Source organism: Duganella sp. 3397, from assembly GCF_031456625.1.
Lineage (GTDB): Bacteria > Pseudomonadota > Gammaproteobacteria > Burkholderiales > Burkholderiaceae_D > Rugamonas > Rugamonas phyllosphaerae.
In genome coordinates, this window is sequence record NZ_JAVDVB010000012.1 from 1 (window position 1) to 24,152 (window position 24,152).

The 24,152-nt window shown below is 61.2% G+C and carries 20 protein-coding genes and 1 pseudogene; 13 read left to right on the forward strand and 8 right to left on the reverse strand.

From position 1 onward, the window contains the following. From J2X54_RS24975 to J2X54_RS24995, 5 genes are all read left to right on the forward strand, one after another. The coding region (locus J2X54_RS24975; RefSeq protein WP_310184481.1) for a YDG domain-containing protein at window positions 1-2,457 on the forward strand (2,457 nt) is incomplete at its 5' end. Between the two features lie 4 nt (window positions 2,458-2,461). Beyond that, a complete protein-coding gene (locus tag J2X54_RS24980) occupies window positions 2,462-3,211 on the forward strand; it encodes a FecR family protein (protein WP_310184483.1) in 750 nt (249 codons plus the stop codon). A 97-nt stretch (window positions 3,212-3,308) separates the two neighbouring features. Continuing rightward, on the forward strand, window positions 3,309-5,702 hold the full coding sequence (locus tag J2X54_RS24985; protein ID WP_310184485.1) for a heavy metal translocating P-type ATPase: 2,394 nt from the start codon (window positions 3,309-3,311) through the stop codon (window positions 5,700-5,702). Then, window positions 5,699-6,091 (forward strand): Cu(I)-responsive transcriptional regulator, encoded by a 393-nt coding sequence (gene cueR / locus J2X54_RS24990; RefSeq protein WP_310184488.1) that lies wholly within the window; start codon window positions 5,699-5,701, stop codon window positions 6,089-6,091. Before J2X54_RS24985 ends, cueR begins: the two co-directional genes overlap by 4 nt. Before the next feature lie 52 nt (window positions 6,092-6,143). Continuing rightward, window positions 6,144-6,878: a glutathione S-transferase gene (locus J2X54_RS24995; protein ID WP_310184489.1), complete on the forward strand. Its 735-nt coding sequence runs from the start codon at window positions 6,144-6,146 to the stop codon at window positions 6,876-6,878. 3 nt (window positions 6,879-6,881) lie between these two features. On the opposite strand, the gene J2X54_RS25000 is transcribed toward J2X54_RS24995, so the two are convergent. Together J2X54_RS25000 and J2X54_RS25005 are read right to left on the reverse strand one after the other, a co-directional pair. Continuing rightward, window positions 6,882-7,076, reverse strand: a complete 195-nt coding sequence (locus J2X54_RS25000; protein ID WP_310184492.1) for a cation transporter — start codon at window positions 7,074-7,076, stop codon at window positions 6,882-6,884. 76 nt (window positions 7,077-7,152) lie between these two features. After that, window positions 7,153-7,437: a type II toxin-antitoxin system HicB family antitoxin gene (locus J2X54_RS25005; RefSeq protein WP_070246648.1), complete on the reverse strand. Its 285-nt coding sequence runs from the start codon at window positions 7,435-7,437 to the stop codon at window positions 7,153-7,155. A 470-nt stretch (window positions 7,438-7,907) separates the two neighbouring features. On the opposite strand from J2X54_RS25005, the gene J2X54_RS25010 reads away from it, so the two are divergent. Both J2X54_RS25010 and J2X54_RS25015 read left to right on the forward strand, forming a co-directional pair. Beyond that, window positions 7,908-10,685: a TonB-dependent receptor gene (locus tag J2X54_RS25010; protein ID WP_310184494.1), complete on the forward strand. Its 2,778-nt coding sequence runs from the start codon at window positions 7,908-7,910 to the stop codon at window positions 10,683-10,685. Window positions 10,686-10,772: 87 nt separating this feature from the next. Beyond that, window positions 10,773-12,803 carry a S9 family peptidase gene (locus J2X54_RS25015; protein WP_310184497.1) on the forward strand — a complete coding sequence of 677 codons (2,031 nt, stop codon included), beginning with the start codon at window positions 10,773-10,775 and terminating at the stop codon, window positions 12,801-12,803. Window positions 12,804-12,881: 78 nt separating this feature from the next. Here the strand turns inward: J2X54_RS25015 and J2X54_RS25020 are convergent, their stop codons facing one another. The 3 genes from J2X54_RS25020 to J2X54_RS25030 form a co-directional block, all read right to left on the reverse strand. Continuing rightward, window positions 12,882-14,798, reverse strand: coding sequence for a PhoH family protein (locus J2X54_RS25020; protein WP_310184500.1), 1,917 nt, complete (start codon window positions 14,796-14,798; stop codon window positions 12,882-12,884). A gap of 291 nt (window positions 14,799-15,089) precedes the next feature. Continuing rightward, complete coding sequence (locus J2X54_RS25025) at window positions 15,090-15,554, reverse strand: peroxiredoxin (protein ID WP_267875804.1); 465 nt, start codon at window positions 15,552-15,554, stop codon at window positions 15,090-15,092. A 102-nt stretch (window positions 15,555-15,656) separates the two neighbouring features. Then, window positions 15,657-16,049 carry an Mth938-like domain-containing protein gene (locus J2X54_RS25030; protein ID WP_310184507.1) on the reverse strand — a complete coding sequence of 131 codons (393 nt, stop codon included), beginning with the start codon at window positions 16,047-16,049 and terminating at the stop codon, window positions 15,657-15,659. 182 nt (window positions 16,050-16,231) lie between these two features. On the opposite strand from J2X54_RS25030, the gene J2X54_RS25035 reads away from it, so the two are divergent. The 4 genes from J2X54_RS25035 (at window position 16,232) to J2X54_RS25050 (ending at window position 19,757) form a co-directional block, all read left to right on the forward strand. Beyond that, entirely contained in the window at window positions 16,232-17,464 is a 1,233-nt protein-coding gene (locus J2X54_RS25035; RefSeq protein ID WP_310184508.1) for a pyridoxal phosphate-dependent aminotransferase, read from the forward strand. Between the two features lie 27 nt (window positions 17,465-17,491). Next, a complete protein-coding gene (locus tag J2X54_RS25040; protein WP_310184509.1) occupies window positions 17,492-18,814 on the forward strand; it encodes a homoserine dehydrogenase in 1,323 nt (440 codons plus the stop codon). Window positions 18,815-18,941: 127 nt separating this feature from the next. Beyond that, the gene (locus J2X54_RS25045) at window positions 18,942-19,292 is read left to right on the forward strand and encodes a phosphotyrosine protein phosphatase (protein WP_310184510.1); all 351 of its coding nucleotides are present in this window, start codon (window positions 18,942-18,944) and stop codon (window positions 19,290-19,292) included. Window positions 19,293-19,304: 12 nt separating this feature from the next. Next, window positions 19,305-19,757, forward strand: coding sequence for a YcxB family protein (locus J2X54_RS25050; protein WP_310184512.1), 453 nt, complete (start codon window positions 19,305-19,307; stop codon window positions 19,755-19,757). Between the two features lie 167 nt (window positions 19,758-19,924). On the opposite strand, the gene J2X54_RS25055 is transcribed toward J2X54_RS25050, so the two are convergent. Together J2X54_RS25055 and J2X54_RS25060 are read right to left on the reverse strand one after the other, a co-directional pair. Next, entirely contained in the window at window positions 19,925-20,377 is a 453-nt protein-coding gene (locus J2X54_RS25055) for a VOC family protein (protein ID WP_070246640.1), read from the reverse strand. Window positions 20,378-20,482: 105 nt separating this feature from the next. Next, window positions 20,483-21,129 (reverse strand): annotated as a pseudogene (locus J2X54_RS25060) (tyrosine-type recombinase/integrase). 210 nt (window positions 21,130-21,339) lie between these two features. On the opposite strand from J2X54_RS25060, the gene J2X54_RS25065 reads away from it, so the two are divergent. Both J2X54_RS25065 and J2X54_RS25070 read left to right on the forward strand, forming a co-directional pair. Further along, window positions 21,340-21,648 carry a hypothetical protein gene (locus tag J2X54_RS25065; protein WP_310184515.1) on the forward strand — a complete coding sequence of 103 codons (309 nt, stop codon included), beginning with the start codon at window positions 21,340-21,342 and terminating at the stop codon, window positions 21,646-21,648. Between the two features lie 168 nt (window positions 21,649-21,816). Next, complete coding sequence (locus J2X54_RS25070; RefSeq protein ID WP_310184517.1) at window positions 21,817-22,440, forward strand: hypothetical protein; 624 nt, start codon at window positions 21,817-21,819, stop codon at window positions 22,438-22,440. Between the two features lie 198 nt (window positions 22,441-22,638). Here the strand turns inward: J2X54_RS25070 and J2X54_RS25075 are convergent, their stop codons facing one another. Further along, on the reverse strand, window positions 22,639-24,078 hold the full coding sequence (locus J2X54_RS25075; RefSeq protein WP_310184519.1) for an IS1182 family transposase: 1,440 nt from the start codon (window positions 24,076-24,078) through the stop codon (window positions 22,639-22,641). Window positions 24,079-24,152: the final 74 nt, after the last annotated feature.

The following is a 24,152-nucleotide window of genomic DNA, read 5'->3' on the forward strand; positions in this document are numbered from 1 at the left end:
CTGGCGCTGGGCTTCACGGCAAACGGCAAGACTTATGACGGCACCACTGCCGCCACGGTCGGCGTGACTGACAACCGTGTTGCCGGAGACGTGCTGACCGCAACGGCTACCGGCGCCTTTGCCGACAAGAACGCCGGCATCAACAAGACCGTGACGGTGCAAAACGCCAGCATCTCTGGCGCCGACGCCGCCAACTACGTGCTGTCCTCGACCACCGGCGCCACCAGCGCCACCATCGCGCAGCGCGCGCTGGCGCTGGGCTTCGCGGCAGCGGGCAAGACCTATGACGGCACCACTGCCGCCACCGTCGGCGTGACTGACAACCGTGTTGCCGGAGACGTGCTGACCGCAACGGCTACCGGCGCCTTTGCCGACAAGAACGCCGGCGTCAACAAGGCCGTAACGGTGCAAAACGCCAGCCTGTCCGGGACCGACGCCGCCAACTATGTACTGTCCTCGACCACTGGCGCCACCAGCGCCACCATCGCGCAGCGCGCGCTGGCGCTGGGCTTCACGGCAAACGGCAAGACCTACGACGGCACCACTGCCGCCGCAGTCGGCATGACTGACAACCGTGTTGCCGGAGACGTGCTGACCGCAACGGCTACCGGCGCCTTTGCCGACAAGAACGCCGGCATCAACAAGGCCGTGACGGTACAGAACGCCAGCCTGTCCGGCACCGACGCTGCCAACTACGTGCTGTCCTCGACCACCGGCGCCACCAGCGCCACCATCGCGCAGCGCGTCCTGACCCTGGGCTTTACCGGTAACGACAAGGTATATGACGGCAGCACCGGCGCCCGGGTGGCGATCAGTGACGACCGAGTCGCCGGCGATGCCTTGAGCGCCTCGGCCAGTGCATCCTTTGCCGACAAGAATGCGGGCAGCGGCAAGGCTGTGACGGTGCAGGGCTTGGCCCTCTCCGGTGCGGATGCCGGCAATTACCGTTTGCTCGATACCGCTGGCGTGACCACCGCCAGCATTGCCCGCGCAGCACTGACCCTGAACACCGTCAGCGCCAGCGACAAGGTGTATGACGGCACCCAGGCGGCCACCGTCAGCGGCACGGTGGCCGGCGTGATCGGGCAGGATGCGGTCAGCCTGGCTGGCGGCAGTGGCGTCTTTGCCGACCGCAACTTTGGTACGGGCAAGGCCGTGGCGGTGAGCGGCTTCCAGTTGGCTGGCAGCGACGCCGGTAACTACACACTGGCGTCCAACAGCGGCGTGGCGCAGGCGAACATTGCACAACGCGCCCTGTCGACCTGGATCGGCGCCAGCGGCGGCTTGTGGAGCGACACTGCCAACTGGGAAGGCGGCGTGGCGCCAAGCGGCAGCAACGTCCTGGCAGCCGATTTTGCAGCGAGCACCGGCACCGTGGTGTACTCGGCGGCAGCCGGCGACACCGTCCTCAACAGCTTCACTTCGCGCGGTGGCCTGAACCTGACCGGCGGCAGCCTGCTGGTCAATGGGGCGTTGAGCGCGGCCAACTACGTACAAAGCGGCGGCTTGCTCGGCGGTGCGGGCAATGTCACGGTCAGCAACAGCTTCAGCCAGAGCGGCGGCGCCATCAACGTTGGCGGCAACCTGGCGATTACCCAGGCCAGCGGCGACCTGCGCTTTGCCGCCCTGACGGCCAATGCCATCAATCTGAGCGCCGGCACGGGCGCCATCAGCCAGAGCGGCGCCCTGGTGGCCAGCAGCCTGGCAACGCAATCGCAGACCGGCACGGTACTGAACGACGCCGGCAATCGTCTGAAAAGCTTTAGCGCCAGCAACAGCGGCGCGGGCGGCATTGTCCTGACGACGACCAGCGCGCCAGACCTGCTGGTGCTGGGCAGCCTGGCCACCGGCAGCGGCGATGTGCGTATCGACAGCACGGGCGGCGTCGAAAGCCATGCCATCACCAGCAACGGCGGCAACGTCACGCTGATCGCGCACAGTCCCGTCAACGTGCAGGGCGCCATCAGCGGTAATGACGTTACCATCGACGCCAGTACCGACGTGCGCTTCGGCGACGGCGCACGCATCAATGCCACGCGCACGGTCGCGGTCACGGCTGGCACCGGCGTGACGTTTGCCGGCGCGGCCACCGTCGATGTGCTGGCGGCGGGCGGGATCAATGTGCTGGCCAAGAATGGCGATCTGACGGCCGCCGATACCGTGCGCATCAACAGCCGCAGCGCACCCGTCACCTTGCTGGCGCCAAATGGCACGGTGCGCGTGCCGGCCTCGGTCATGGTCGGCGTGCCGGTGACCACGCCGGTTATCCCCCCCGCAACAGTGAGCCTGCCGAGCAATGCCGTGGCCGCTCTGGCCGACACGTATAACCCGCTCAACCAGGTCAATACGTCCAACACCGTGAGCAGCCCGCTGTTGACGAACACGACATCGACAGAATCGACGAAGGAAGCAACAGATGAATCCAAAAGCGGTATCAAGAAATCCTATTGCAACTAGGTCGATGCTGGCCAGCGCCATGCTGTGGCTGATGCTGATGAGCATCAGCCTGCACGCGTTCGCCCAGGTCGCCGGCACGGTGACGCAGGTGAGCGGCCCGATGATGGCGAAAAAGGCCGACGGCAAGGTCAAGATCCTGTCGGTGAAATCCGAAGTGGAGTCGGGCGATACGCTCATTACCGAGAAAAACACCTATGCGCTGGTGAAATTTATCGACGACAGCGAAATCACCCTCAAGCCGGCCACCACGTTTGTCGTGGAAAAGTTCACCTACCAGGCCGACCAGCCTGACGCCGACCAGGCCAGCTTCAACCTGGTCAAGGGCGGCTTGCGTTCGCTGTCGGGCTTGCTCGGCAAGCGCAACAAGGAGAAATTCAGCTTGAAAACCCCGGTCGCCACCATCGGCATTCGCGGCACTTTTTTCACGGCCGAGTATATCGGCGCCGGTGGTTACACTGTGCCGCGCTCGCCGTCGTCCCCGGCCGTGACGCCGGCGGGGACAACGCTGGCGCCAGGCCTGTACACGTCGGTGACCACCGGACAGATCGCGGTAAGCAATCCTGCCGGCACGCTCACTTTTGCTGCCGGCCAGTTCGGCTACACGTCGAGCTTTACCATGCCGCCCATATTGGTGCCGACCAACCCCGGCCTGCCATTCAAGCCGCCGGCCAGCTTCAGCATCAATGGGGCGGGCGCCAGCCCATCCACCACGGCGTCCGGCAAGTCCGGCAACGTCGATTGCGAAGTGCGTTAGGAAGGTCAAAACGGGCCCGGTGCGTAATTTCGCTTGACCTTCCCATCGTTGGATAGTCGATCCTGTCGGTATTCTTCATCCACACAGGAGCCGTGACATGCAACAGTCCGCTCAATACAGTTTGTCGTTCGGCATCGATGGCATGACCTGCGCCTCGTGCGCCGGCCGCGTCGAACGGGCGCTGGCCGGCGTTGCCGGCATCGATGACGCCAGCATCAACCTGGCCACCGATACGGCGCGCGTGACCAGCAGCGCGCCGATTGCGCTGGCGCCGCTGCAGGCCGCCGTGGAAAAAGCCGGCTTTGCGCTGGTCACCACCGACATCGACCTGGGCATCGAGGGCATGACCTGCGCCTCGTGCGTGCGCCGCGTGGAAAAAGCGCTGCAAAAAGTGCCAGGCGTGCATGCCGCCAGCGTCAACCTGGCCACCGAAAGCGCGCGCATCAAGGTCAGCGGCGTGGAACCAGCGGCCCTGGTCGCCGCCCTCGATGCGGCCGGCTACCCGGCCACGGTGGCCCACCATGACAGCACGTCACCCTCCAATACCACTGCACCGGCGCGCGATGGCTGGAAAGTGTTGCTGTCCGCCGCACTGTCGCTGCCGCTGCTGCTGCCGATGCTGCTCGAATGGGCCGGCCTGCACTGGACGCTGCCGGGCATGGTGCAATGGGCGCTGGCGACGCCGGTGCAGTTCTGGCTCGGCTGGCGCTTTTACCGGGCCGGCTGGAAAGCGCTGCGGGCCGGCGCCGGCAATATGGATTTGCTGGTCGCCCTCGGCACCAGCGCTGCCTATGGCCTGAGCGTATACCTGCTGCTGGCCGACCACGGCGGCATGGCACACCTGTATTTCGAGGCCTCGGCCGTCGTGATCACGCTGGTCTTGCTGGGCAAGTGGCTCGAAGCGCGCGCCAAACGGCAAACGGCTGCGGCCATCCGCGGGCTGCAAGTGCTGCGCCCCGAGTCCGCCCGCGTGCGCCGAGACGGCCAGGAGCACGACGTCCCGATGGACCAGGTGCGCCTGGACGACCTGGTCGTGATCCGCCCCGGCGCCAGGGTGCCGGTGGACGGCGTGGTGCTGGAAGGCGCCAGCGACGTGGACGAATCGCTGATCACTGGCGAGAGCCTGCCCGTGAGCAAACATGTTGGCCAGCCGGTGACGGCCGGTGCGGTCAATGGTGCCGGTGTGCTGCTGGTGCGCACCAGCGCCGTGGGCGCAGAAACCACGCTGTCGCGCATTATCCGGCTGGTGGAAGATGCACAGGCCGCCAAGGCGCCGATCCAGCACCTGGTGGACAAGGTCAGCGCCATTTTTGTTCCGGTGGTGCTGGCACTGGCGATGCTGACTTTGCTGGGCTGGTGGGGGACCACCGGCGACCTGCAAACGGCGATCATCAACGCCGTCGCGGTGCTGGTGATCGCCTGCCCCTGCGCACTGGGCCTGGCCACGCCTGCCGCGATCATGGCCGGCACCGGCGTGGCGGCGCGTTACGGCATCCTGATCAAGGATGCCGAAGCGCTGGAGGTGGCGCACGCGGTGACCACGGTGGTGTTCGATAAAACCGGCACACTGACGCTAGGCAAGCCGGCGCTGGCGGCCATCCATGCCCATGGTGTGGCCGAAGAGCGCTTGCTGCAACTGGCGGCGGCGATCCAGGCTGGCAGCGAACACAGTCTGGCCAGGGCCGTACTGGATGCGGCAACTGCCCGCCAGTCGGCGCCGCTGGCTGCCAGCGGCGTGACCGCCTTGCCGGGACGTGGCCTGGCGGCCAACGTCGATGGGCTGGCGTTGCGGCTGGGCAGCACGCGCCTGATGCGCGAAGAGGGCGTGGACCTGGCGCCGCTGCAAGCGCAGGCGCAGGCGCTGGAGCAGGGCGGCCACACCATTTCGTGGCTGGCGTCCGGTAAGGAATTGCTGGGCCTGTTCGCCTTCAGCGATCCGGTCAAGCCCGGTGCGCGCGCGGCGATTGCCCGGCTGCAGGCGCAGGGCATTGCTGCCGTCATGCTGACCGGCGATAACCAGGGCAGCGCCCAGGCGGTCGGCAAGCTGCTGGGCCTCGATACGGTGGTGGCCAATTTGCTGCCGGCCGACAAAGCCGCTAGAATCGCCGCATTGAAGGCCACGGGCACGAAGGTCGCGATGGTGGGCGACGGCATCAACGACGCACCGGCGCTGGCGGCGGCCGATGTGGGCATCGCCATGTCCACCGGCACCGACGTGGCCATGCAGGCGGCCGGCATTACCCTCATGCGCGGCGACCCGGTGCTGGTGGCGGACGCCATCGAGATCTCGCGCCGCACCTACAGCAAGATTCGCCAGAACCTGTTCTGGGCGTTCATCTACAACCTGGTGGGTATTCCGCTGGCCATGCTGGGCTTGCTGAACCCCGTGGTGGCCGGCGCCGCCATGGCGGCGAGCTCGGTCAGCGTGATCGGCAACGCGCTGCTGCTGCGCCGCTGGAAACCCGCCAACCACCGAGGGAGCGCCACATGAATATCGGCCAGGCCGCCGCAGCGTCCGGCATCACCGCCAAGATGATCCGCTATTACGAGAGCATCGCCCTGGTGCCGCCCGGGCGGCGCTCCGACGCCGGCTACCGCATCTACAGCGAGGACGACCTGCACGTGCTTCGCTTCGTCAAGCGCGCCAGGTCGCTGGGTTTTTCGCTCGAGCAGATCCGCGAGCTGTTGTCGCTGTGGCAGAACAAGGCGCGCGCCAGCGCGGACGTCAAAGCCATCGCGCTGGGCCACGTGGCAGACTTGAATCAGCGCATCGCCGAACTGACCGAGATGCGCGACACCTTGCAAACGCTGGCCGGCTGCTGCCAGGGCAACGACCGGCCCGATTGCCCGATCCTGCAAAGCCTCGGTGATCCGGCGTAAGCTGTTCCCGAAGCTGGCGCGGCGGTTTTGCGGGCGGTGCTAGCATCGGGGCATGACGACACCATACCAACTCACTTACCAACTCTACTATTGGCCCAACCTGCAAGGGCGTGGCGAATTCGTGCGACTGGCGCTGGAGGAGGCGGGCGTGGCTTACGAGGACGTAGCGCGGCAAAAGAAGGGTATGCCTGCGCTGCAGGGCAGCCTCGATTTCGACGAGGTGGATCATCCGGCGTTTGCGCCGCCGGTGCTGCGCGCGGGCGAACTGCTGATCGGCCAGACCGCTAACATCCTGCTGTTTCTCGGCGCCCGGCACGGCCTGGCGCCGCGCGCCGAAGCAGGACGGCTGTGGGCCAACCAGCTGCAACTGACGATTGCCGACATCGTCAATGAAGCGCACGACACCCATCACCCGCTCTCGACCAATCTCTATTACGAAGACCAGCAAAAGGCCGCCAAGGTGCGGGCGCAGGATTTCGTTGCCGAGCGCATTCCGAAATTTCTCGGCTACTTCGAGCAAGTGTTGGCCAACAACCGGGGACGCGGCGCCTATGCGGTGGGTTCACGGCTGTCGTACGTGGATTTGTCGCTGTTCCAGCTGCTGGCCGGCTTGCGCTACGCGTTTCCCAACGCAATGGCGCGCCAGGAGCACGCCTGGCCACGGCTGGTGGAGCTGCACGACGCGGTGGCTGCGCGGCCGCGCATCGCCGCCTACTTGGCGTCGAAGCGCCGGATACCGTTCAATGAAGATGGCATCTTCCGCCGGTACCCGGAACTTGACGGCTGAGGTTTAAGCCGTCACCGGAAAGCCGGCATCAACGATCGCCGCCTTGATCGGCGCCAGGTCGGCGCCGCTGTCGATGCGCACCGTCTTGCTGGCCAAATCCACTTCCACCGTGGCCGCCGCATCGACCGCCTGCACCGCGCGCGTGACGGCGCTGACGCAATGGCCGCAGGTCATTTCTTCCACTTGTAGCTGATACATGATGTTCTCCTGACAGGTTGGGATCATCATACTGTAAGGGTTCCAGTGGTGGAAAGGTCAAGCGTGCCGCCGGTTTTTAGCCCAGCGGCGGATCGTCGAGTCGCGCCAGGTCGAGGCTGACCAGCGCCCAGATGCCGTCGGCGTAGCTCGGTTCGCGCGACAGGTATTCCACCTCGGAGGCCTTCAGTTCGAAGGCCTTGCCCTGTTCGACCAGTTGCCCGACGTGGCCGTAAATGGCCTTGGTGGCGTTGCTCATGGCGCGGTCCACGGTCTCGCCGCTGGTGGTGCAGCCGGGGATGTCGGGCACGGTCACGCCGTACCGGCTGCCGCCGTGCTTTTGGATCAGAATTGGAATGTCCATCGTGTCACCTCGGCCGGGTCCAACTTCAGGAGAATCAACGACTTGAAGTCTCAGTGTCGTACAGTCGCTGCCACGTTTCAAGCAATTTCGTCATTCTTGTGGAAAAACCGGCTGCTTCCACCTCCTCGCTCCCTCCAATAATTTTCATCTTATGCACCAAGGCATGCGCCAAATTGGTGAGTTTTGTTCACGACGGTGCAAATTCAAGATTGAATTTAATTCTTATAAGCACGATAAAATATAAAGATAATTTTTTGAAATTCCATAATAAATAAGAAAAATGCGGGATAGTGGATAAAAAGCGACATTAAATTATATTTGTAACTGATTGAAACAGTTTCGGCTGCATAATAAATATTCTTGCTTTTACGGAATCATTATTGGTAGTAAGTAGTTTGCCAGTAATGGTTGTGATCGCTGGAGTCGGGGCTGTAACTTATAAAAAATTGACTGCATAAAAGGGAAGAGCGATGTTATTAAAAGAGAAAACCAGTGTCATCTTGGTGCGGTTGGCGATCGGGACTTTTGCCGGTACGGCGCTGCTGGCACAACTTGCTCATGCACAGGACGCCAATCTGGCGGCCAAGCCGGTGGCCCAGGCCAAGGTTGACGACGACAGCAATCCTGCCGTACAAAAAGTGTATGTGACCGGTTCCAACGTGCGTCGCATTTCCCTGGAAACCGCATCGCCAGTACAGATCATCACCCGCGACGAACTCACCCGTGGCGGCGCCACCTCGCTCAACGAGGTGCTGCGCACCATCTCCGCCAACGTGGGCGGCATCGACGAAAACCGCACCAACGGTTTCAGCGCCGGCGCCGCCGGTCTGAACCTGCGCGGCTTCGGTAGCCAGGCTACCCTGATGCTGATCAATGGCCGGCGCCTGGCGCCGTATGCGCAGCCCGAATTCCAGACCACCTTTGTCGACCTCAATTCGATCCCGGTCGGCGCGGTCGAACGGGTCGAAATTCTCAAGGATGGCGCCTCGGCGATTTACGGCTCGGAAGCGATGGCCGGCGTGGTCAACATCATCCTGCGCGACAGCTTCGAAGGCCTGGAACTGGGCGGCTCGCTGGGCGAGTCCAGCCGCAACGACGGCAAGCAAAAACGCGCAACCGTCAGCTTCGGCAAGGGCAGCCTGGTCGAAGACCACTTCAATGCCTATGTGACCCTCGACGTGCGCCAGCGCGATCCGATGTACATGTACAACCGCGACGACTACCTGGGCACCCAGGACCTGCGCGCCTACGGTTACAAGGACAACCGTTCGCTGTACACGTCTCCGGGCAATATCTACTGGACTGACAAGGCGACCAATGCGCTCACCTCGCGTACGCTCGACAGCAACTGCCCGGCCGACCGCCTGGCGCCGGCCTCGCGCGTGCTGGGCGCCACGTCCACCGGCCAGGCTTGCGTGTTCGATGATTACAAGGACAGCTCGATCAATTCCGCCGGCAAGACCGACCGTTTCGGCCTCACCAGCCGCCTGACCTGGCAGCCGACCGCCAGCACCACCGTGTTCAGTGAGCTGATGTTCAACCGCAACAAGGCCACCGTCACCGGCCTGCTGCACTGGTTTGCTGGCCAGAACGGCCAGCCGACCGGGGCGTTGCCGATCACCCACCCGCAGTATCCGAAAGAGCTGATCGGACCGGACGGCAAAACCCTGGCCGGCGGCAACGGCACCGTGCGCGTGCGTGCATCGCTGCGCGACTTCCCGGGCCAGGGCCAGAACAACACGACCGATTTCGGCCGCTACCTGGTGGGCGTCAAGGGCGACTTCAAGAACTGGGACTGGGAAACCGCCTTGCTGCGTACCGACAGCAAGGTCACGTCGCGCAACACCAGCGCCATCCTGGCCACGCCGTTCATCGACGCGTACAACAAGGGCACCTTCCTGTTCGGTGGCGGCGCCGCCAACCAGGCGCTGTACAGCACGATCACCGCCAACCCGTCCAACGGCTTCAAGTCGGGCCTGACCCAGATCGACGGCAAGGTGTCCGGCGAGTTGTTCAACCTGCCGGCCGGTGCGGTTGGCCTGGCAGTGGGCGCCGAGTTGCGTCGCGAAACGCTGTCCACCAATCCCGATCCGCTGGCCGTTGAAGGCGAGCTGTATCACCAGGCGCAATTGCCGCCCGGCTTCTCGAACAGCCGCCGCATTTCGTCGATGTTCGCTGAATCGACGATTCCAGTGTTGCCGTCGCTGGAAGCCCAGCTGGCGCTGCGCTATGACCACTACTCGGACTACGGCAATTCGACCACGCCGAAAGTGGGCCTGAAATGGAATGCCACGTCGTCGTTCGTGGTGCGCGGCACGTACGCCGAAGGCTTCCGTGCGCCGACCCTGGTGGAAAACTCGACCGATGTGCGCAACGCGTTCCTGTCGTTCCGCGATCCGTTCCGTTGCAACGCCAGATTTACCCTCGGTTGCAGCGGTTCGAGCGCGTACCAGAGCGGCGCCAACCCGGCGCTGCAGCCGGAAACGGCCAAGAGCTACACGGTGGGCGTGGCATGGGAACCGAGCCCGTCGTTCCTGGCGACGCTGGACCTGTTCCAGATCAAGCGTGTCGATGAAATCGGCACCTACGACCTGTCCAAGGTGCTGGCCGATCCCGGCCGCTATGCCAACGATCCTGCTGCTGTCATCACCCGCGCCGCGCTGACCGATGCCGACCGTCTGGCCGGCGCCACCGCCGGTGAAATCACCAACATCCGTATGTTGCTGACCAACGTGGCCGTGTCCCAGATCCGTGGCGCCGACCTGAAACTGACGGGCCGCCTGAACATGGGCGAGTACGGCGTGCTCACGCCAACGCTGAACGTGAGCTACACGCAGTCGTTCAAGAGCGCGCCGTCGCCAACCTCGGACCTGATCGAATATGCGGGCACCCGTGGCACGCCGTCGGTCCAGGCCAACCTGGGCCTGGCGTGGAAGAAGGCGGCGTATGCGCTGTCGGCCGACACCATTTTCGTCGGCAAGATGGCTTCGGTGGCGGACCGTACCACCGAGTGCGTGATGGCGACCGAAGGCTACCCGCAACTGTGCACCGGCATTCCGTCGTTCACCGTGGTCAACCTGGGCGGCAGCTACAGCGGTTTCAAGAACACCAAGCTGAGCTTTGCGATTCAGAACGCCTTAGACCGCAAGCCGCCGTTCCACCCGAACGACGGCGCCAACTACTTCGCGCCGCTGCATAGCGCCATGGGACGTTACTTCCAGTTGACCGCCGATTACAGCTTCAACTAATCGCGGCAGGACCGAAGGCGCCGTGACCGCGAGGTCACGGCGCCTTCGACCGTTCCAGTGTTTTGTTCCCGAATCGAGGAGACAGTTTTGAATCGACGCATCATTCCCGCCGTGCTGGGCGCCTTGCTGCTGGCCGCCGGCGCCTATAGCCCCGTGGCGCAGGCCGACGCCTCCATTCCCATCGCCGATTTCTTCAAAAAAGCCGAGTTCAGCGGCGCCCCGGTGTTGTCGCCCGACGGCCAGAACATGGCCGTGCTGACGCCGCGCAACGGCCGTTTCGTGCTGGCGGTGATCAATCTCGACACGCGCGCCTCGACCGTGGTGGCCTCCGACCCGGAATGGGACGTGGCCAATCCGATCTGGGTCAACAATCGCCGGCTGGTGTTCAGCATCAACAAGGGCGGCGAAGAAGTGATGGAAAAGCAGACCGGTGGCGGCCTGTTCGCGGTCAACAGCGACGGCACCAGCTTTCGCAAGCTGGTCATCAGCATCAAGGAAGCGACCAGCGCCAACAAGCCCTACAAGCCGGTCTCGGTGCTGACCCGCGTCGGTGGCGACAGCAACGACCTGATCGTGGTGAACAACGAGCGCGGCCGCGATGCCGACCTCGGCGCCAGCGACGTGTTCCGCCTCGATACCACCAACGGCCGCATGGCGCTGCTCACCTTTAACAATCCGGGCGCGGTCAGCGGCTGGGTGCTCGATCATGACAACGTGATCCGGGTGGCATCGTCGATGACGGTGGAGGACAGCAGCAAGCGCATCATCCAGACCGTGTACCTGCGCGACGACGAGAAAGCACCGTGGAAAGCAATCTACAAGGCTTACCTCGACGAAGGCAAGGACATGAATCCACTGGGCTTCGATTTCGACAACAAGACCTTGTTTGTTGCGGGCCGCTTCAATGGCCGGGACAAGGCGGGTGTGCACATATGGCATACGGCCAGCAATACCGCCGGCGAATTGATCGCGGAACACCCCGAGGCCGATATCCCGGCCGGCCTGATCTTCGACGAAACCCGCAAAAAAGTGGTGGGCGTGTCGGTGCAGGGCATGAAGCCGGAAATGTATTATTTCGACGAGGACTATGCCCGCCTGCAGGCCATGCTCGACGCCAGCCTGCCGGGCGAGCGCGTGCGGTTCCAGTGGAGCGGCACCCATGCCGTGGTGTTCACCTCGAGCACCAGCAATGTCGGCAAGCTCTACCACTTCGATACCGCCAAGAAGACGCTCGAGCCGCTCTACAGCGTCAAGCCTGAACTGGAAGGCAAGAAGTTGTCGGAGCAGACCGTGATCCGCTATCAGGCGCGCGACGGCATGAGCATACCGGCCTACCTGACCCTGCCCGAAGGCCGCCCGGCCAAGGCGCTGCCGCTGGTGGCCTACATCCACGGCGGCCCGCACGCGCGCGACGGCTACGGCTTCGACCCGATCACGCAAATGCTGGCCTCGCGCGGCTTTGCCGTGCTGCAGCCGCAGTTCCGCATGTCCACCGGTTTCGGCTGGAAACACCATGTCGCCGGCTGGAAGCAATGGGGCCTGGCCATGCAGGACGACATCACCGATGGCATCGAGACGCTGGTCAAGCAGGGCGTGGTCGACCGCAACCGCGTGTGCATCATCGGCGCCAGCTACGGCGGCTACGCCACCATGTACGGCCTGGTGAAAAACCCCGACCTGTACAAGTGCGGCATCAACTGGGTGGGCGTGACCGACGTCAAGATGCTGTTTACCGTGAACTGGTCCGACATGTCGGGCCCCGTGATGGACAACGTCGGCGCGAAAATGCACGGCGATCCGAAAACCGACGATGCCTACTTCGCCAAGGTCTCCGCCATCGGCCATGCCGACCAGATCAAGGCCCCGGTCCTGATGGCTTACGGCAGCGAAGACCGCCGGGTGCCGCTGATCCACGGTGAAAAAATGCGCGACGTCTTGCTCAAACAGGGCAATACCGTGGAATGGATGGTGATGACGGGCGAGGGCCACGGCTGGTCCAAGGAAAGCAACAACATCAAGTGGGGCGAAACCGTGTACCGCTTCATCAATCGCTACATCGGCGACGGCGCCACTGCAGTTGCTACCACCGCCACCACGGCAGGAGCAGGCCAGCCTTAATCGCTACCATCGCGGCAGGCATAAAAAAACCCCGCCGGCAGCGCTGCCGGCGGGGTTTTTTGTGACGACGTTGTTTACTTACAGCACTTCGCTGGCGTGATCGGCCAAACGCGAACGCTCGCCGCGCGCCAGTGTCACGTGGCCGCTGTGCGCCCAGCCCTTGAAGCGGTCCACCACGTAGGTCAGGCCGCTCGAGCCTTCGGTCAGGTACGGCGTGTCGATCTGGGCGATGTTACCCAGGCACAGGATCTTGGTGCCGGGACCCGCGCGCGTGACCAGGGTCTTCATCTGCTTGGGCGTCAGGTTCTGCGCTTCGTCGATGATGAGGAACTTGTTGACAAAGGTGCGGCCGCGCATGAAGTTGAGCGACTTGATCTTGATGCGCGAACGGATCAGGTCCTGCGTTGCCGCGCGGCCCCACTCGCCGCCGTCGGTATCGGACTTGTTGAGCACTTCGAGGTTGTCGTCGAAGGCACCCATCCATGGCGACATCTTTTCTTCCTCGGTACCGGGCAGGAAACCGATGTCTTCACCGACCGGCACCGTCACGCGGGTGACGATGATTTCGTTGTAGAGCTTGGTTTCCAGCACTTGTGCCAAACCGGCAGCCAGGGCCAGCAGGGTCTTGCCGGTACCGGCCTGGCCCAGCAGCGTGACGAAGTCGCATTCCGGGTTCATCAAGAGGTTCAGGGCAAAGTTCTGCTCGCGGTTGCGCGCGGTCACGCCCCAGACGTTGTTCTTGTTATGGCTGAAGTCGCGCAGGGTTTGCAGTACGGCGGTTTTGCCGTTGATCTGCTTGACCTGGCCGTAGAACGGCGCTTCGCCGTTTTTAGGCTCGAGGAACACGAACTGGTTGGCCAGCAGCGACGGGATGAACGGGCCGGTGACGCGGTAGAACGTGGCGCTCTGGCCGTTCTTGTTTTCCTGCCACGACTCGAGATCCTTGCCGTGCTTGTTCCAGAAATCGTCCGGCAGCTGGATGATGCCCGAGTACAGCAGGTCGGTATCTTCCATCACGTGGTCGTTGAAATAATCCTCGGCCGGCAAGCCCAGCGCACGCGCCTTGATGCGCATATTGATGTCTTTCGACACCAGTACGATGGCGCGGCCCGGCTGGTCCGCTTCGAGCGAGCGCACCACGGCCAGGATCTGGTTGTCGGCCTTGCCCACCGGCAGACCCAGCGGCAGGTCGGCGGTTTGCATGCGGGTCTGGAAGTACAGGCGGCCCTTGGCGTCCTTGTTGCCGAGCTTGGAGAGCAAGATACCGCTTTCGATGGCGTCGTCGTCGGTGTTGGAGACCAGCGCGTCGAGCGTGCGCGACACCTGGCGGGCATTGCGCGCCACCTCGGTCATGCCCTTCTTGTGGTTGTCCAGCTCTTCGAGCGTCATCATCGGCAGGTACACATCGTGTTCCTCGAAGCGGAACAGCGACGACGGATCGTGCATCAGCACGTTGGTGTCGAGCACGAACAGCTTGGTGGTGCCGGCCTGGTCCGCATTGCGACTGGTGGACGACTTGATGCCCGATTCGTTGGCCTTGTGCTTGGTCGGATGCGGCGCTTCGGCGGCGATCGGCGTGACCTTGGAGCGCGATGGCGCAGCCTTGGTCTTGGCGACCGGTTTTGTCACGGTTGGCGCAGCAGGCGTTGGCACTGGCGCCAGCTTGGCGACCGGAGCTACGGTAGGGGCAGCCTCGGCAGCAGCCTTCAACACGGCCGGCGCAGCCTTCAGTACGGCGGCAACCGCTTTCGACCTGGTGGTCTTGGCTGGCGCTTTGGCCACTGGCGCAGCAGGCGCCGGGACAGCCACGACTTTTGGTGCAGGAACCGCTTTGACAGCAGGCGCCGCTTTCTTCGGCGCCGGAGCGGGTGCTAACTCCACGACTTGGGCAGCGGCTGCCGCGATGGCGGACACGGGGCGCTGAGCAGTGGCTTGGGGGTAATCTTTTGCCGGCAGTATAGTCGCAGGCTTACTCGGTAATTTTGGCAGTGGCATCAGGATCTCAATCGAAAAATATCTGGAGGAATCCGCCCATAGGCGCAGCGCGCTTGGCCGCGTGGAAGCGGAAAGCGTTGGGACCGGATGGGGTGGATGCTGGGTAAAGCAGGAAACAAGACTGCCGATGGGCACACATCTCGCCCGGTGGTAGGACTGCATGGTGGCCGGTGGGCCACCAGTGAGGGGTGGTTGATTGACAGTGTAGACTCAAGATTGGTGAATACGCATGGTACTGCAACGGTTAAGCGACTCCCGGACCGCTGCGCGCCTGCCTGGGCCAGTGCGGCATCAGGCTTGACGCGCGACGAATTCCAGCACTTCATCAACGTGACCAGCAACCTTCACGCCTCGCCATTCTTTCACCAATTGGCCGTTAGCGTCAATCACAAACGTACTGCGCTCAATGCCGCGCACGGTCTTGCCATACATTTGCTTCATCTTCATGACACCGAACTGTTCGCACAGCGCTTCCTCGGGATCGGAAATCAGCTCGAAAGGCAGGCCCAGCTTGGATTTGAAGCTCTCGTGCGAGCGCAGCGAATCGCGGCTGACGCCGTAGATTTCTGTGCCGGCCGCCTGGAATTGCTCGTGCAGGTCGCGGAAGGCGATGTTCTCGGTGGTGCAGCCCGGCGTGTTGTCCTTGGGATAGAAGAACAGTACCGTGTGGCGCGCCGGACGGCCGGCCAGCTGGAAGGTCTGCGCGCCCGTCATGGCGGCGGAAAAATCGGTCACGGGGGATGGGCTATCAGCCAAAGACGTTCTCCTGGGGGTTGCGTGGCGCCGGTGCGGCGCGGTCTGTGTTGCTGCGATATGGGGACGGGCGGCGCGATTGCAAGGGTGTAAGGGGGTTATTAACTAAGCGGTAGTTTGTTCGGCCGTGTCGATAATCAGCGCCAGCGCCACCTTGCGGCCTTCGCCCATCAGGATGTTATAGGTGCGGCAGGCGGCCTGGCTGTCCATGCACTCGACACCAATGCGGCGCAAGGTCAGCGCGGCAGTCAGGCGCGGGTGGATGAACCGCTGGCGGGCGCCGGTGCCCAGGATCACTACGTCGGGATCGTCGGCGCCGATCAGGTCGAAATGCTCTACGGTAAGAGACTCGAACGTGGGCGCGTTCCAGGCGCGCGGCGGCATCTCGGGCAGCACGACCAGGCTGTAGTTATAGCGCTGGGCGTTGATTTCCACGCCGGTCTGGTCGTAGCCGGTGATGGTTTGGTACTTTTGGGTATCGCTTTGATGGAGCTTCATGGTGATGTCTGCAAGAATGCTGCGGAAGTCTGTCATTCTACCGTCTTTCCCCTGTTTGACACCCCTCAAAGGTTGATTAAATGGGATGCTTTCGGCACAATCGTTATTTTCGCAATGCAGCAAGGCGGTAGCGCCGATTTGGCAGACCGCAGCGTTTTGCTTCACCTGAACAGGATTTTATTTTGCGACCGATTCAAAAATCTAACAAACTGGCGGAAGTCTGCTACGAGATCCGCGGCCCGGTGCCGGAAAAAGCACGCCAGATGGAGGAAGAAGGTCACAAGATCGTCAAGCTCAACATCGGCAACCTGGCCGTGTTCGGCTTCGACCCGCCCGATGAAATCGTGCAGGACATGAAGATCAACCTGTCCAACGCCGCCGGCTACACCGATTCCAAGGGCATGTTCGCGCCGCGCAAGGCGATCATGCATTACACGCAAAGCAAGAATATCGCCGGTGTGACCATCGACGACATCTACCTGGGCAACGGTGCGTCCGAGCTGATCGTGATGTCGATGAACGGCCTGCTCAACAACGGCGACGAAGTGCTGGTGCCGGCGCCCGACTACCCGCTGTGGACCGCGGCCGTCAGCCTGTCCGGCGGCAAGCCAGTGCATTATGTCTGCGACGAGCAGCAGGAGTGGTACCCGGACATCGAGGACATGCGCAGCAAGATCACGTCCAACACGCGCGCGATTGTCGTGATCAACCCCAACAATCCGACCGGCGCGCTGTACCCGGTGTCGCTGCTGCTCGAGATTATCGAGCTGGCGCGCCAGCACCAGCTGATCATCTACGCCGACGAAATCTATGACAAGGTGCTGTACGACGGCGCCCAGCACGTCTCGATCGCCTCGCTGGCGGACGACGTGCTGTTCGTCACCTTCAACGGCCTGTCGAAGAATTACCGCGCCTGCGGCTACCGCGCCGGCTGGATGGTGGTGTCGGGCGAAAAATCCCATGCCAAGGACTATATCGAGGGCCTCAACATGCTGGCCTCGATGCGCTTGTGCGCCAACGCACCGGGGCAGTTTGCGATCCAGACTGCGCTCGGCGGCTACCAGTCGATACAAGACCTGGTAGGACCGGGCGGGCGCCTGTTGAAGCAACGCGACCTGGCCCACAAGCTGCTGACCGATATTCCGGGCGTCACTTGTGTCAAGCCAAAAGCGGCGCTGTACATGTTCCCGCGACTCGATCCGAAAATCTATCCGATTGCGGATGACCAGCAATTCGCTTACGAGCTGCTGGCTGAAACAAAAGTGCTGATCGTCCAGGGTTCGGGCTTCAACTGGATCGCGCCGGATCACTTCCGCGTCGTGTTCCTGCCCAATGCGGACGATATGACGGAAGCGTTTGGCCGCATGGCCAAGTTCATGGAAAGCTATCGCAAGCGTCACGGCGCCACTGTATAACCTCTGCAATCTATAGAAACGATTTATATGAAACCGATCAAAGTAGGTTTATTGGGCGTCGGCAATGTCGGCTCCGGTACGTTCAACGTCCTTGAACGCAACCAGGAAGAAATCCGCCGCCGCGCCGGCCGTGGTATCGAAATTGTGGCCGTCTCGGCCCGCAACCTCGAGCGCGCCAAGGAGCGCACCGGCGGCAAAGTCACAGTCGTGGCCGACCCGTTCGACATCGTCAACGATCCCGAGATCGATATCGTCGTTGAGCTGATCGGCGGCTACGACGAAGCCAAGGCGCTGGTGCTGCAAGCGATCGCCAACGGCAAGCACGTGGTCACCGCCAACAAGGCGCTGCTGGCCGTGCATGGCAACGAAATTTTCGCGGCCGCGCAAGCGAAGGGCGTGATGGTGGCGTTCGAAGCGGCCGTGGCTGGCGGCATCCCGATCATCAAGGCGCTGCGCGAAGGCCTGACCGCCAACCGTATCGAATGGCTGGCCGGCATCATCAACGGCACCACCAATTTCATCCTGTCCGAGATGCGCGACAAGGGCCTCGATTTCGCCACCGTACTCAAGCAAGCGCAGGAACTGGGCTACGCCGAAGCCGACCCGACCTTCGACATCGAAGGCGTGGACGCCGCCCACAAGGCCACCATCATGTCGGCGATTGCCTTCGGCATCCCGGTGCAGTTCGACAAGGCCCACGTGGAAGGCATTTCGAAACTCAATGCCGTCGATATCCGCTACGCCGAGCAACTCGGTTACCGCATCAAGCTGCTGGGCATCGCCAAGCGCGCCACGGTGAACGGCAAAGAGGGCGTGGAACTGCGCGTGCATCCAACCCTGATCCCCAATAAACGCCTGATCGCCAACGTGGAAGGCGCGATGAACGCCGTGCTGGTGCAGGGCGACGCCGTCGGCGCCACGCTGTACTCGGGCAAGGGCGCGGGATCCGAGCCGACCGCCTCGGCCGTGATCGCCGACCTGGTGGACATCACCCGCCTGGCCACGGCCGATCCCGAGCACCGCGTGCCGCACCTGGCCTTCCAGCCCAACGCCATGACCAACATCGAGATCTTGCCGATGTCGGAAGTGACCACCAGCTACTACCTGCGCATGAACGTGGAAGACCAGCCGGGCGTACTGGCCGACCTGACCCGCATCCTGGCCGACGGCACCATCTCGATCGACGCCATGATGCAAAAGGAACCAGCCGAAGGCGAAACCCGCACCGACATCATTTTCCTCACGCACCAGACCCAGGAAAAGAATGTCACCGCAGCGATTGCCAAGATGGAAGCGCTGACCACGGTGCACGGCACGGTCACCAAGATCCGCCTGGAAAACCTGAGCTGACTTGTAAAAATCTTGCATTGTGGGCATTGCCCCGTCGTTCCGCATCGGCGGACCGCCGCGCAGGCGGGGACCCAATATAAAAGGGCGGCCTCCTGCGGGGAGGCCGGCCTTTTTCATTTGGAACCGTATGAAACCACCAGCCCAGCAAAAAACCAACGTCTTGTTCGTCTGCAGCAAAAACCAGTGGCGCAGTCCGACCGCAGAAACGCTGTGGCGCCGCCATCCCGAGCTCAATGTTCGCTCCGGTGGCACCAGCCCCAATGCCCGCCACCACGTCTCCGAAGACGATATCCGCTGGGCCGACGTGATCCTGGTAATGGAAGAAAAACACAAGTCGCGCCTGAAGGCCGAATACACCCGGCTGCTCGATTTCAGGCAGGTGCATGTGCTCGATATTCCTGACGAGTACAAGTACATGGATGCGGAACTGGTCGGGCAGTTGAACGAAGCGGTGCCGTCCATCCTGGGGATTGATTAACCGGAGTTCTGCATGCAAAAAGATCAAGCCGGAGTTCTGGGCGATAGCCCGGTCGAATTTCACGTCAGCTACCGGCTTGCCGAGTACCTGGCCATCGTGGCTGCGCACTCTGTTGCCGATTTTGCGCGCGTCAAAGCCGGGCAGGGCAAAACTCTCGGCCGTCGCGATGCGTGGACCTTGCGCTGCTTCGTCTATCTGTTTGCGCCGCCCATTTTCCTGTTCAAGGTGCTGCGAGTGGGCGCATGTGATTTCAGGATAGACAGCACTCGCATTGTGCGCAGTGCGAAGTCCGGCGTGGTGACTGTGCCCTGGTCCGACCTGGTCGCCATACACGAGTATCCGGCAGGCTATCTGTTTGCGCAGAAAACCGGTGCAATGCCGGTGCCGTATCGCGTGCTGACCGATGTGCAGCGGCTAGCCCTGGATCACTTCATCGGCATTTATCGGCAGCGCTCGTTGGAGTAAGCAGATGAGTACCTGCGAGTACCTGCAAAAAAGCCAGGCTAAACGCGCGCTGATGGCGATCGCGCACAAATCTCGCTGAGCGCTGAGTGGCAGGGCCATTTTTTAAATCCTGTAGAGTTACAGTTAGTGAGAATTTTCCCGACTTAAAGTATTCACCGACAGGCAGTTCACTCCGGATGTTGCATAAGTTCTATGGTGTGGCCGTCAGGTCCTCGGGTGTAGACCATGATTGTTCCGCTAGGCGCAGTTTGCGGTTCGCCGGTTGCCGTCCATCCATAAGGGGCCATGCGATTTAGCATTGCGCGAAGATCGGTCACGGCAAACGTCAAATGAGCCGAACCGACGTCGCATGGACGTTGTTTCAAAACCACGCGGTCTTCCGGCGAATCGTACTCAATCAGCTCAACTCTATATCCATCGGGACCCTCCAGGAGAGCGTTTCTCAAGTAAGCCCCCGACACCCCGACCACTTGTTCCATCGCGTGCCCACCGCCAAGCTCTTTGCGGTACACGAGTTGAAAGCCGAGGACCTCAGTCCAGAAATCAAGTACGCCATTGATCGACGCGACAGTCAGCCCAGTGTGCTCGGTGCGCAATACGGTAGAGGTTTGGTCGTTCATAGGTGCATCCTGTTTAACAGTCAAGGCCGCAGATTTATGCGAGAGTTAAGAATCCAGTCTGGATTTCCCACATTACTTTAACAGATGACCGTTATGGGGCGACTTCTAGCGTCCCCCGTGTTCCCAGGCATCCGTTTGCTCGGCCATTTCGAGAGCGTCATCGACTTCGATACCCAGATATCGTACGGTGCTCTCCAAGCGCGTATGGCCCAGCAACAGCTGCACCGCTCGCAAATTTTTTGTGCGCCGGTAGGTGAATGTTGGCTTCGTCCTGCGCATCGTGTGCGTGCTGTATGGCGTCGGGTCTAACCCTATTTCGTCGAACCATTGGTGGACAATACGTGCGTACTGCCGAGTCGAAAGGTCCGGCGATTCCGAGATTCGACTGGGAAAGACAAATCGCCGTGGCGCAGCGCTGCGGCCGCTATCCAGTCCTCCGAGCTCTTCCTGGTTCCTGCGGTAAGTTCGAACTGGACGGGTTGCTTGGCCTTCTGTTGCATCACGCTGGCCCGCGCTGCCACATGGCCTCCATGGCAGACATCGTTGACGCGCAGCTGGACCAAGTCGCAGCCGCGCAATTTGCTGTCAATGGCCAAGTTAAAGAGTGCCAAGTCTCGGGCTCTGCCGAAGATTTCCAAACGAACGCGAATAGCCCAGATTTCGCTTACGCGAAGCGGTGCTTTCTGCCCCACCAACTTTCCCTTGTTCCACGGCGTACTGTGGCACGCGGAACCTTTCACTGGATTGTTCATGATAGACCTCCTGGATTGAAGCTCTACTATGCGCTTGACTGGCGGCGGTCGCATCCGAAAGCAATGTGGTAATTGGTGAACTTTTCATTTGTGCAACATGGTATCCTTGCTCATCGGCCAAGTGCGGCCAGGAGCGGTCATTCGGCCGGACGTGTTATGCAAGAGTCTGATGAACAAAACAGATACGGTCACGATGAGGAGAATGACTGCATGACTTTTCCTACGGTAGATTCCGCGCGACTAATTCGCGATGGTGGAATTGATGCGATGGCGGCTCTTGACGCCGTTATTTTCGATGCTATCGCGGGTCTTTCGCCACAGGAACAACAAATCATTAAGCGTGCTTTTGGCGAAGCGATGGGGGGAATCATTGTCAACCTGATTAACCCAGCGGTTCGGGCATTTCCTGAGCTTGAAACCGATCAATCTGCATGGTCCGCGATCGCGGAGTCTCGCGCATCAATTCGCGCGAATCGGTCTGACCGAGCACCCCTGCGGACGCCTTCGTCCAACGTCTGAAGGTCCTCGTTGGGGCGGCTCCGGTCCATGGTAAGTATGTGTGAGCTTTGCAGGAGGGCAAGCTGCTATCCTGAACGCCATGGGCCGGTACCGGCTAAAACCGGACATCGATAAGAATACCCGCAAACTCGAAATACACGAATCCGACAGTCAGAGGGAGTCGCAGACATGGAACAATTCGTAAAAGGCCTGGCCGACACTGCTGAACTTCTCGCCCTAACGTGCTTCAACGTCGACTTCGACATTATGGTAGCGGTGGTCCACGATTGCTTCAGCGACCGTGAACAGATCGGAGGGTACAAGGTAAGCATCGGCAGGGCCGATCTCAGCCGGGCGCGCGCTGGCCAGCCGCAAGCTGGTGGGATGCATCCTGCCACCGCCTTAATCTATCGGCCACGGGCGTACGCTGATCGCTGTGTCTTCATTGCGAATATGAGTGACGGTTGGTACACGGGTGTCAACATGTTGGCAAGGGAACTTCATGCGGACTGCTTGAGCCTGCGGACGAGCGGATTGGAGGTTAAGTACTCCATTAATGACTTAAGGATTTACCGCTTAGGACAGGAAATCCGATATGTGCGGGCGTTCAAAGACGGTAGCCAATGGGAATTTTTCGAAAAGGGCGAGCGTCTAGGGATCGAAAGCACCTCAAATTATGGCAAGCGGAGAATTAGGGACCGGTTTAACAAGGAGGGCCTGATCGAGACCGCTAGAGCTGCTGGATGGGATATGCGCGATCCAGACCTTTGGCAGTCGGATTACCCAGCAATATATATAGATGAGCTGCGTTAGCGATGAGTTTTTGACTCTCTCGCTGCGACTGACAATGAGCGGAAAGTCGACTTGTGTGACCGAAGCCTGCTGCAGACGGTGTCTTGACTGGCCGCTTTGGGGCCAGGCTGTGTGAAAACCCGAGTTTCTGTGCCGCGAACGGCCGCGCCGTGCAAGTGCTGATTTTCTCTGGCGCCCGAGTAGAAGTTAAAAAAGGGCTCACGCCACCATCAGCGCCGCTTTCAGCCCGTGATGCCCCATGATGTTCACCATGCGTTTCAAGTTGTAGGCGAGAACATGTAAGCTCATCTCTGTTTTCACGCGCGGCAAAGTTCGAGTTAGGAAATGCGTCGCTCCCATCCAAGCTTTGAGCGTGCCAAAAGGATGTTCGACAGTTTGCCGTCTGATTCTCGCTACGTCTCCACGCTCAGCCAATCGCTTGCTCATCCTATCCAAGGCATCTTCATGTTCCCAGCGGGCTATGCGGCGATTTGTCCCCGTGGTGCACTGGGATTTGATCGGGCACTTGGGACAAGATGACGACCAGTATTTATAAAACAGCAGCCCTTTTTCAACTGTGCTGAATCGTCGAATTGCCCGCTCTCCGGCAGGACATTGGAACTCATCGCTTTCGGACAGATATCGGAAGTCGCGTTTATCGAAGAAGCCCTTTGCACGATTGCCCGAAGTGAGTGGTTTAGGAACTAACGGCACCATGCCCGACTCCTCGCACGCCAAAATTTCGGGGGCGCTGTAATAACCACGATCGGCATACACTTCCAGATGCTCCTTGCCGAGTACCTCGTTAGCTTGCTTGGCCATTGATGCAAGCTGTGCGCGATCATTTCCTATGTTGGTGACTTCATGCGCCACGATCAGGTGATGCTTGGTGTCGACAGCAGATTGCACGTTGTAGCCGACAGTGGCTGTGCCTCGTCCGCTGGTCGACATCGAGCGTGAATCAGGATCAGTCAACGAGATCTGCTGATCTGGTGCCTGCTTTAAGTGCTTGTCGAGTTCGCCCAGGCTTTCGATCTGCTCTTTCAGACCTGCGATTTTTTCTTTAATGCGCACTACGCGAGTTGCAGGGACAAGCGCAGGATCGCGATCTGCGCGATCAAGTTCCTCCATGTAGCGCTTGATGCTTTCATCGAGCTGTTCCAGACGTGCTTCGAGCTTGTTGTTGGTGAAGTTCCGGTCGCGATTATTTACCGCTTTGAACTTGCTGCCATCGATTGCCACGCTGCTGTCTGAGAAAACATCAAGCCGGCGGCATACCTGAACGAATTGACGGCATACCTTGCAGATAGCTGGGCCGTTATCCTTGCGAAAATCAGCGATGGTTTTAAAGTCCGGCGATAGCCTGCCGGTGAGCCACATCAGTTCGACATTGCGCTGGGCTTCGCGCTCCAGGCGTCGGCTGGACTGGATACGATTGAGGTAGCCGTAGATGTAGATCCCAAGGAGAACGGCAGGATGATAGGACGGGCGACCGGTGCGCGCAGGCTCGGCACCGGCAAAGCCAAGCCCCTTGAGGTCAAGCGCTTCGATGAATGCCTCCACGATCCGAACGATAATGTCTTCTGCAACATAGTCGTCCAGATGCTCGGGAAAGAGAACACTCTGGCTGCGGTCGGTTCCTTCGACAAAGCGCTTCATCGTGCTCTCCTGATGGCGTTAGATGAGCTATTAACGCGTCAGAAAGAATCTCGTTTACATTTAGGACGCGTTTT

Excerpts from the sequence above, each read along its gene's own strand:
- J2X54_RS25040 (WP_310184509.1), top strand. The coding sequence starts at position 17,492 with ATGAAACCGATCAAAGTAGGTTTATTGGGCGTCGGCAATGTCGGCTCC.
- J2X54_RS24985 (WP_310184485.1), top strand. The coding sequence starts at position 3,309 with ATGCAACAGTCCGCTCAATACAGTTTGTCGTTCGGCATCGATGGCATG.
- J2X54_RS24995 (WP_310184489.1), top strand. The coding sequence starts at position 6,144 with ATGACGACACCATACCAACTCACTTACCAACTCTACTATTGGCCCAAC.
- J2X54_RS25055 (WP_070246640.1), bottom strand. The coding sequence starts at position 20,377 with ATGAACGACCAAACCTCTACCGTATTGCGCACCGAGCACACTGGGCTG.
- J2X54_RS25045 (WP_310184510.1), top strand. The coding sequence starts at position 18,942 with ATGAAACCACCAGCCCAGCAAAAAACCAACGTCTTGTTCGTCTGCAGC.
- J2X54_RS25065 (WP_310184515.1), top strand. The coding sequence starts at position 21,340 with ATGACTTTTCCTACGGTAGATTCCGCGCGACTAATTCGCGATGGTGGA.
- J2X54_RS25000 (WP_310184492.1), bottom strand. The coding sequence starts at position 7,076 with ATGTATCAGCTACAAGTGGAAGAAATGACCTGCGGCCATTGCGTCAGC.
- J2X54_RS25070 (WP_310184517.1), top strand. The coding sequence starts at position 21,817 with ATGGAACAATTCGTAAAAGGCCTGGCCGACACTGCTGAACTTCTCGCC.
- cueR (WP_310184488.1), top strand. The coding sequence starts at position 5,699 with ATGAATATCGGCCAGGCCGCCGCAGCGTCCGGCATCACCGCCAAGATG.
- J2X54_RS25030 (WP_310184507.1), bottom strand. The coding sequence starts at position 16,049 with ATGAAGCTCCATCAAAGCGATACCCAAAAGTACCAAACCATCACCGGC.
- J2X54_RS25075 (WP_310184519.1), bottom strand. The coding sequence starts at position 24,078 with ATGAAGCGCTTTGTCGAAGGAACCGACCGCAGCCAGAGTGTTCTCTTT.
- J2X54_RS25005 (WP_070246648.1), bottom strand. The coding sequence starts at position 7,437 with ATGGACATTCCAATTCTGATCCAAAAGCACGGCGGCAGCCGGTACGGC.
- J2X54_RS25050 (WP_310184512.1), top strand. The coding sequence starts at position 19,305 with ATGCAAAAAGATCAAGCCGGAGTTCTGGGCGATAGCCCGGTCGAATTT.
- J2X54_RS24980 (WP_310184483.1), top strand. The coding sequence starts at position 2,462 with ATGCTGGCCAGCGCCATGCTGTGGCTGATGCTGATGAGCATCAGCCTG.
- J2X54_RS25010 (WP_310184494.1), top strand. The coding sequence starts at position 7,908 with ATGTTATTAAAAGAGAAAACCAGTGTCATCTTGGTGCGGTTGGCGATC.
- J2X54_RS25020 (WP_310184500.1), bottom strand. The coding sequence starts at position 14,798 with ATGCCACTGCCAAAATTACCGAGTAAGCCTGCGACTATACTGCCGGCA.